General features: G+C 67.4%; 7 protein-coding genes and 1 pseudogene. 3 read left to right on the top strand and 5 right to left on the bottom strand.

The annotated features are described in order from the left end of the window. A pseudogene (locus tag AC5RV2_RS11690) lies at nt 1-364 on the bottom strand (hypothetical protein); the annotation flags it as partial. A 737-nt stretch (nt 365-1,101) separates the two neighbouring features. Here AC5RV2_RS11690 and AC5RV2_RS11685 point away from each other — a divergent pair. The 3 genes from AC5RV2_RS11685 (at nt 1,102) to AC5RV2_RS11675 (ending at nt 4,014) form a co-directional block, all read left to right on the top strand. Further along, complete coding sequence (locus tag AC5RV2_RS11685) at nt 1,102-1,494, top strand: hypothetical protein (protein ID WP_494092469.1); 393 nt, start codon at nt 1,102-1,104, stop codon at nt 1,492-1,494. 323 nt (nt 1,495-1,817) lie between these two features. Next, nucleotides 1,818-2,078 carry a GlsB/YeaQ/YmgE family stress response membrane protein gene (locus AC5RV2_RS11680; RefSeq protein ID WP_494065357.1) on the top strand — a complete coding sequence of 87 codons (261 nt, stop codon included), beginning with the start codon at nt 1,818-1,820 and terminating at the stop codon, nt 2,076-2,078. Between the two features lie 247 nt (nt 2,079-2,325). Beyond that, a complete protein-coding gene (locus AC5RV2_RS11675) occupies nt 2,326-4,014 on the top strand; it encodes a formate--tetrahydrofolate ligase (RefSeq protein ID WP_494092468.1) in 1,689 nt (562 codons plus the stop codon). Nucleotides 4,015-4,050: 36 nt separating this feature from the next. Here AC5RV2_RS11675 and AC5RV2_RS11670 read toward each other — a convergent pair whose 3' ends face one another. From AC5RV2_RS11670 to AC5RV2_RS11655, 4 genes are all read right to left on the bottom strand, one after another. Further along, a complete protein-coding gene (locus AC5RV2_RS11670) occupies nt 4,051-5,151 on the bottom strand; it encodes an acyltransferase (protein WP_494092467.1) in 1,101 nt (366 codons plus the stop codon). Nucleotides 5,152-5,242: 91 nt separating this feature from the next. Next, nucleotides 5,243-6,328 carry an inositol-3-phosphate synthase gene (locus tag AC5RV2_RS11665; RefSeq protein WP_494065354.1) on the bottom strand — a complete coding sequence of 362 codons (1,086 nt, stop codon included), beginning with the start codon at nt 6,326-6,328 and terminating at the stop codon, nt 5,243-5,245. 129 nt (nt 6,329-6,457) lie between these two features. Continuing rightward, nucleotides 6,458-7,705, bottom strand: coding sequence for a DUF6716 putative glycosyltransferase (locus AC5RV2_RS11660; protein ID WP_494092466.1), 1,248 nt, complete (start codon nt 7,703-7,705; stop codon nt 6,458-6,460). Next, a partial coding sequence (locus AC5RV2_RS11655) for a hypothetical protein (RefSeq protein ID WP_494092465.1) occupies nt 7,705-8,675 on the bottom strand: 971 nt, incomplete at its 5' end. The genes AC5RV2_RS11655 and AC5RV2_RS11660, both read right to left, overlap by 1 nt.

The raw sequence follows: 8,675 nt of genomic DNA, 5'->3' as shown, positions 1-8,675 counted from the left end.
GCATTTCCTCTGCCGGCCGCGACATGCGGTGGATCTCGTCGAGGAAGAAGATCTCCCCCTCGGTCAACGACGACAGGATCGCCGCCAGGCCGCCCGCCACGGCCGAAGCCCACTGCAGAACGAAGCTGTAGCCGAACAGGAACGAGAACAGGATGTAGAACTTGGCCTCGAACAGGAGGCTGACCGCGAAGCGGAGCGCGGTGTCCGCACCGGATTGGAACTTTGGGTTCGAGCCGCCGGTGACGGCATACGGGTCGGCGAAGTACCAGATGTTCACGCACAGGATGCCCAGCAGCGCGAAGGCCCGCAGGGCATCAAGCTCGTCAATGCGGGCCGGGGACTTCGGGGCCGCAGGTCCGGTCACGGGTCCCGGCGGAGCTCCAGTTTCCATGTCGTCGTCCCGTCCGGGGGTGGGGTGCTCGCATCCGGGTCCAGTCTAGGGAGCCTGCCTGGCCGCCGGAACGGGCGGCAAACCGGGCCAAGGCGGACGGAGCGCGAACGAGGGGTCGCCGAAAGGGGAAGCACCTCGTTGAGGCGAGGCACCGCCGTCGTTATGCGGCGTGTTGCGGACGACACGCCGGTTCGGCGGGAAAAAGATGAATAAGTTCCCGGGCGTGGCTAGGCAGAAGCGGGAGCAATCGGGTACGTTGGACGAGTCCGATTGAACTTTCTCAATCAGGAGCTTCAACTCGGACGTATCTATTGGCGCTATCAGGAAAGGGAGGTGGGAATCGTGAATATGACCAAGACGCCGGGCGGAGTGTTTAACTCCTTCGCCGCGCTCCGACGACCCGCCTCCGCCATTTCTGCGCAGTAGAACTTCGCTGATTGGGCCGGTTCAAGTCTTGAACCGCTGCCGTCTGTCAATCGCCGCACTTCTCTAGCTCCCCCGCGCGGAGGCCTCACCTTCCGCCTTGAGGACTTCGCTATGAGCACCCTTACCGCAATACCCGCTGCCGACGCGGCGACCCCCGCTGCTGCTTCGAGCACGGCCACCGGCCCCGCCCCGACAACGGCAACCCCCTGGATACCGCCATGCGTCCTGCCCGAAATCCAACCCATTCCGGAGAAAACTTCGCCCACCCCAGAGAGGAACCCCTCATGAAACCGCTGGATGCAGCCGTGCTGCCGGCACCGGAACGATCCGTCCGTCCACCCGAGCCGGCGCAGGCCCGGGAAACGGAGCTGCGCGGCCACGGCGAGGTGATCACCGCCGGAAGCCTGCGCGGCCTTGACACCGGCGGCGACGGTCCCGGCGACGCCGGTGCCATGCCCGGGGGTGCGGGCTTCGCCGTGCCGGCGCCGGACAGCCCGAAACGCTCCGCGGCAGCGGGCATGCCGAATTTCTTGGCCAGGCAGGAGGTGAATGCCATGATCCGCAAGCTCCGCCAGAGCGTCTCGCTGTGGGAACGAATACAGAACGTGGGTGTTGACGAACAGCGCTTGGAACAGGTGCGCGACGAATTGCTGTCGCACCGCCAGCTCATCCGCTGAGTTCCAGCCGGCACGTGCAAATAAATACGCCGTCCTGTAGGGGACACATCCGCGAGGAGGATCCGATGAGTCGCATTGGACCCGATGTAGCTTCAGGCCCGCGCCCGGGTTGCTCCAGGCGCGGGCCTCGGCCTTTAAGCACCTCCGCCTTTAAGCAGTCGCCGCCGCTCCAGTGCCGTGGTGTTTCAGTGAAGATCGGCCTCCCGGAGGTTGCGCGGCAGCGTCGTCTCAGTGGCGCCTGACCGTCGCCGGCTAGATGAAACGTTTTGCGTACGATCACTAAGTATGCTTATGGTGGGTTCATCGCAACCTGAGGAGGCAACATGATCGGTTTCATCATTGCAGGGCTGGTTATCGGAGCACTCGCCCGCCTTATCAAGCCCGGAAAGCAGAACCTGGGGCTCGTGGCCACGCTGCTGCTTGGCATAGTCGGAGCAGTCATCGGTGGTGTCATCGCAAACCTGCTGGGCACAGGCGACATCTTTGAACTGAACGTACTTGGATTCATCGTCGCCGTCATTGCCGCGGTACTTCTGATCGGTGTGGCAGAAAGCCTGTCCGGTCGGCGGGCCGTCCGCCGCTAACGGCGGCAGATAGACACGAAAATGGCCTGCCGCGCGATCATCGCGCGGCAGGCCATTTCCGTTCCTCGGACAAAGAGCTGGACGCTTCAGGGGCCATTCGCATACGTGCTTCCAGCCAGCACACCAGGCCTCGTTCTGCGCTTCTCTTCTCCCCCGGAGGGGACCGGTGACGGCGGCCTTTTCGGCTGATACGTTGGCTGTGGCGGTACTGCCGCCTGTATGGCCCATGTGAGGAAGAAGGACGACGATGTCTGCACCGGCTCCGCTGACCGACCTGGAGATTGCCCGCCGCGCCACTTTGCGGCCCATCACCGCCATTGCCGACGCCGCCGGCATCCCGGCGGAGGCTCTCGAGTTTTACGGCAGCTACAAGGCGAAGGTTGATCCCGCCAAGTTGGGGGATGGCCACAAGGAACCGCGCGGCCAGGTGGTCCTGGTGACGGCGATGTCGCCCACGCCGGCGGGTGAAGGCAAATCCACGCTCACGGTGGGCCTGGCCGACGCCCTGGCCAGGGCCGGGCATAAGACCATGGTGGCCATCCGCGAACCTTCGCTCGGCCCGATCCTGGGGATGAAGGGCGGTGCAACCGGCGGCGGCTATTCGCAGGTGCTCCCGATGGATGACATCAACCTGCATTTCACCGGGGACTTCCACGCCATCACCTCGGCGAACAACGCGTTGATGGCGCTGGTGGACAACCATATCTATCAGGGCAATGCACTGGGTATCGACCCGCGCCGGTTGACGTTCCGGCGGGTCCTGGACATGAACGACCGGGCGCTTCGCCAGGTGGTGATCGGTCTGGGCGGGCCAACGCAGGGAGTGCCGCGGGAGGCGGGCTTCGATATCACCGTCGCCTCCGAGGTCATGGCGGTCTTCTGCCTGTCGTCCAACCTCGCCGACCTGAAAGCCCGGCTGTCCCGAATCACCGTCGGCTACACCTACGACCGCAAGCCGGTCACCGTGGCGGACCTGGGTGTGCAGGGCGCGCTAGCCATGCTGCTGAAAGACGCGATCAAGCCGAACCTGGTCCAGACCATCGCCGGCACGCCCGCCTTCGTGCACGGCGGCCCCTTCGCCAATATCGCCCACGGCTGCAACTCGCTGCTGGCCACGCAGACCGCCCGCCGGCTCGCCGACGTCGTCGTCACGGAAGCCGGCTTCGGGTCCGATCTGGGCGCCGAGAAGTTCATGGACATCAAGGCGCGCGCCGGCGGTTTCGCCCCGTCCGCCATCGTGGTGCTGGCCACCATCCGGGCGCTGAAGATGCACGGCGGCATCCCGAAGGAGCAGTTGAAGGAACCGAACCTGGAAGCCGTGCAGGCCGGCATCGCCAACCTGGAGCGCCACGTGGACAACGCGCTCAAATTCGGTGTCACGCCCGTGGTGGGCATCAACAAATTCACCACCGACAGCCCCGAAGAACTCGACTGGGTGCTGGACTGGTGCCGGCAGAAGGGTGTCGAGGCGGCTATTGCCGATGTCTGGGGCCAGGGCGGCGGCGGCCCCGGCGGCGACGCGCTGGCGGCGAAGGTGGCGGACGTCCTGCAGCAGCCGCAGTCGTTCTCCCCGTTGTACGACCTTGACCTGACCGTGGAGAAGAAGATCGAGACCATCGCCCAGCAAATCTACGGGGCGGACCACGTGGAGTTCACCAGCCCGGCCCGCAGGCGGTTGGCCGAGATCGAGGCGAACGGGTGGGGCAAACTTCCGGTGTGCATGGCCAAGACGCAGTATTCCTTCACCGACAACCCTGCGGTCCTCGGCGCTCCGAGCGGATTCAGCATCACGGTGCGCGACCTGATCCCGAAGACCGGGGCGGGTTTCATCGTGGCGCTGACCGGCGACGTCATGACCATGCCGGGCCTGCCGAAGGAACCGGCGGCCGGCCGGATGGACGTGGACGACGACGGCGTCATCACCGGACTCTTCTAGCCCGCGCCGCTGCGGCCTGGCTGCGGCGGCCGCGGTCTAGAACAGCCGCCGCAGCACGGGAATCCGCAACGCAACCAGGGTCAGGGCGAAGGAGCAGGCCGTGGCCACCGAGAACTTCAGGAACAGGAGCGGCAGCGTCGGCTCCCGGTCCGGGAAGACGTGGAAGGTGAGCCACGTCAGGAACAGGTAGTGGCACAGGAACACGCCGAACGAGGCATTGGACAGCTGGACGAGCAACCGGCCCAGCCAGCCCGGCGGCTGCCATCCGGCCAGCAGGTGGTACACGGCGGCAAAGATGCACAGCGCCGCCGCGGTGACACCGAGCCCCACGTAGCTGGACGGCGTGACGACGTTGAGCAGCGGCGTGGAATCCTGGTTGATCCAGTGCCAGATGTTGAAAACGGAGAGCACGACGGCGGCGCCTCCCGCCGCCGCGGCGGCACCGCGCGGGAGGCGCACCTGGGTGAGCACCCAGCCGGCCATGAAGTACCCCAGGTAGGGAAACCACTGGGTCAGGACGTTCCAGGGGTACTGCCAGCCCCACTCGTACTGGATGCTGGCGGCCTGGAGGCTGAACAGCGCGAGGGTCAGGACCAGCACGCCGCCGGTTGCGGCGGCGGCCCGCCGTATTGTCACCCGCTGCAGGTAGCGGGCAAGCGGTGGTGCCACCAGGTACAGGCCCAGGATCAGCCACAGGAAGTACAGGTGCGGGTACACGTGGGTGTCGAAGACGGACACCAGCACGGCGACCGGTTCGAGTTCGCGCCCGAGCATCAGGTGGCTGCCCAGGAAGATGTAGGCCAGGTGCCAGGCCACGAGGGCGGGCAGCAGCCGCAGGGCGCGTTTGCGGTAGAACGCCAGCGTGCCTTCCTTGTGCGTCCGCGGCGCCAGCACCAGGGCGCCGGAGATGATGACGAAGACCGGCACCACCCAGATGAAGGCTATGTCGATGATCGCCGCCCAGATCCAGTCCGGCTGGTGGCGGCGGTCGTCGTCGCCGGCCAGCTCGCCGAAGGAGTGGATGACAACCACGCCGACGATGCTGACGATGCGCAGGATGTCCAGCGCGTAGTTGCGGCGGCGGAGGGGGGCCGGTCCTCGGAGCGCCCCGGCGGGGGACAGGGAGGGGACGGCCATGAGCCCAATCTACCCGGAAGCCGCCGCCGGCTGGCAAAAAGAAGAACCGGGGCGGACCCCATTGGGCCGGCCCCGGTTCTTGCGGTGCGTCTTAGCGGTCGGAGTCGCCGCGGATGAAGGCTTCGACCTTCGCGCGGGCGGTGTCGTCGTCGTACTGCTCCGGCGGCGACTTCATGAAGTAGCTGGACGCCGAGAGGATCGGTCCGCCGACCCCGCGGTCCAGGGCGATCTTGGCGGCACGAATGGCGTCGATGATTACGCCGGCCGAGTTGGGGGAGTCCCAGACCTCGAGCTTGTATTCAAGCGAGACGGGGGCGTCACCGAAGTTGCGGCCCTCCAGGCGGACGAACGCCCACTTGCGGTCATCCAGCCAGGACACGTAGTCCGAGGGGCCGATATGCACGTCGTCGTCGCCGAGCACGGCCGACGTGTTGGAGGTCACGGCCTGGGTCTTGGAGATCTTCTTGGATTCCAGGCGCTCGCGCTCGAGCATGTTCTTGAAGTCCATGTTGCCGCCGACGTTCAACTGGTAGGTGCGGTCCAGCACCACGCCGCGGTCTTCGAACAGCTTGGCCATCACGCGGTGGGTGATGGTGGCACCGATCTGGCTCTTGATGTCGTCGCCGACGATCGGAACCCCGGCCGCGGTGAACTTGTCGGCCCATTCCTGGGTGCCGGCGATGAAGACCGGCAGTGCGTTAACGAAGGCGACGCCGGCGTCGATGGCGCACTGCGCGTAGAACTTGGCGGCCTTCTCGGAGCCGACCGGCAGGTAGCAGACCATGACGTCCACCTCGGCCTTGCGCAAGGCAGCGACCACGTCCACGGGCTCGTAGTCGGACTCCACGATGGTCTCGCGGTAGTACTTGCCCAGACCGTCCAGGGTGTGGCCGCGCTGGACCTTGACGCCGGTGGCCGGAACATCGGCGATCTTGATGGTGTTGTTCTCGCTGGCGCCGATAGCGTCGGCGAGATCCAGCCCCACCTTCTTGCCGTCAACGTCGAACGCGGCGACGAACTGCACGTCGTCGACGTGGTAGGCGCCGAACTCAACGTGCATCAGTCCGGGGATCGTTGCGCTCGGGTCGGCGCCACGATAGTAGTGGACGCCCTGGACCAGCGAGGCCGCACAGTTTCCAACACCGACGATCGCTACCCGGATGGGGTTCTCTGCCACGGTTCTCCTTCGAAACACTTCTGTAGGGCCGCCGCGCCGATGGCGGGCAGCCTATCCAGTCTACGCCGTGTTTCAACACATTGCCGGGCGCGTCCATTCCCGAAACGGTACGGAGCGCGGGTTAATCGCTCAGGCGGGCAGCCGCCGGGCGTTGCGCAGCCGCCGCACCAGCCTCAAGGCCGGCGCGGGCAGGACGGTGCGCAGCCTGGAGCGCAGCTTGCGCCGCTGCACCGCGGCCAGGCGATCCGGATCGGTCGAGAGCTTTCCGGCCCTGGCGCGTGCCGCGAAGTTGGCCAGCACCTCGTCCAGCCGCACCGACTGGGCGTGGAAATAGTTGTCCCGCAACCAGCGCGGGTCGGGATGCCCGAACCGGCCGGCCACCAGGTCCTTCAGGTTGCCGACCAGCCCGGAACCGTCGAACACCTTGTTCAACATCTGCTCGGAGAGTCCGAAGTCGTCCAGGATGAGCACCGGAAGGCCGGCGTCGAGCGCTTCCAGGGCCGCGGTGGAGCTGACGGTCACCATGGCGGCTCCCGGGGTCAGCTGGTCCGACATGGGGCCGGTGCAGAACTGCAGTTCGTGCCCGCCCACCGCCCGCGCCGCCACCAATTCAGACCACAACTGGTCGAACGGGTACTGCTCGGTGTGCGTCTGCGGCTCGCCCGCCCAGGCCCGCAGCTTCACCCGCACCGACAACTCCGGCCGGCGCCTGGCCAACGCAGCGAGGGCCTGCAGGATGGCCACGCGCTGCTCCCGCTCCACCGGAACCTTGGCCTGCGGCGCAAACACCACCGAATCCAGCGGCGTCTGCTGTGGCTCCGGACGCCCGGCCGAGGCCAGGAACGGCAGCCGTGACACCAGGATCCGCTGCGGCAACCCCATGGCGTCGGCCAGGTCGCTGAACGCCCGGCATTCGGCGTGGCTGTGGGTGATGAACGCGTCCCCGAGCGCCCGGTAGTTCAGCGCCTTACGGGTGGCCGGGAAGGCCACTCCCGGCAGCGCGGACACCAGGGCCGGCCGCCGCGGCATCCGGGACGCCTGGGCGAAGATCTCTTCCACGATGGGTCCGGTGGCTGCCGCCAGCACGACGTCGGCACCCGCCAGCGCGGCCCGCAAACCCGAGGCGGGAATCACCCGCGGCGCCTTGCCGGCCAGGAAGGTCCCGGCGGTGGCCGCCTGGGTCTGCTCCAGGGTCGGAAGGATGGGGGAGCGCACCAGCAGCACCTCACGCTCCCACCCGGCGCCGACGGACTCCAGCGTGGCGCAGGCGAACTTCAGGTAGGAGTCGCTGTCGGCGACTGCCAGCAGACGGAACGGCTGGGCCGGGTGCTGCCCGCCGGCGACGGGCGCGGCGGAATGCCGCGGCTCGGGGGCCATCACTTGCCTCCGTCCCGCAGGGAGCTGCTCAGGTGCCGGCGCAGTTCTTCCGTTGTCCCGGGCAGCCACCAGTCGTCCGGTACCGGCTGCCCCTTCAGCGGCACGCCGGACGGGGCCAGGATCAGGCGCAGCGAGGCCAGCACCGTGGAGGGCAGGGCGCGGACTGCCTGCCCGGGCCGGAGGCCGCGCAGGCGCATTTCCACCGGAATGGTGTGTTGCTTGACGTGGATCAGCGGATGCTCCGCCAAGGCGCCGAGCAGTTCCGGCTGTTCCCGGCGGTGCGGGAAATACGCCACCGGGCCGTCCTCGGTCAGCGACCGCACCCACTCCAGGTAGGGCTCCGCCCGGATCAGCCCGTCGGCGGGCATCGCCGAACCCACCACGATGGTCGGCTCACTGATGTTCTCGGTGACAGGCTGGGTGCCCAGCCACTCGAAGCGGTGCCGTTCCAAATGCCCGCCGAGGGCCCGGAACTTCTTCTCCACCGACGGCTGCACGGTCAAGGCCGTGAACACCAGCAGCCGGCCCTGGCCGGCCATTCTCCGCAGGGTCCACCAGGTGGCCAGACCCAGCGCCTTGCGACGGGTGGTAGGCACCGCCCGCGGCCGGATCAGCGGGACGGGCCGCACGCTGACCAGCATCTGCAGCAGGCTCAGCGTCGCCAGGCCGTCGTCCACGATGACCAGTTCGTCCGCACCCACGCCGCGCAACAGTTCCGCCTGGACCTTGCCGGAGTAGGCGTCGCCGGTGACCCAGCGGTCGAGCTTTTTGTTGCGCACCGCCGGGAGGGCGGCCGCCGGCGGCGCGAACCGGACGCCGCTGGGCACCTGTTCCATCAGCGACTGCAGGGTGCTGTCCATGCCGACGGCATCACTGCGCGGGTAGATGAGCGTGTCCCGGCCGAGCAGCCCGGCGCCGTGCGCCTCCACGGCGCTGAGCAACTGCAACGGCGACTCGGCCCAGACGGCGG

The organism is Arthrobacter sp. Y3225116 (assembly GCF_059091245.1).
Note: the sequence above shows the minus strand (reverse complement) of the source record. Positions and strands in the feature narration are given on the sequence as shown.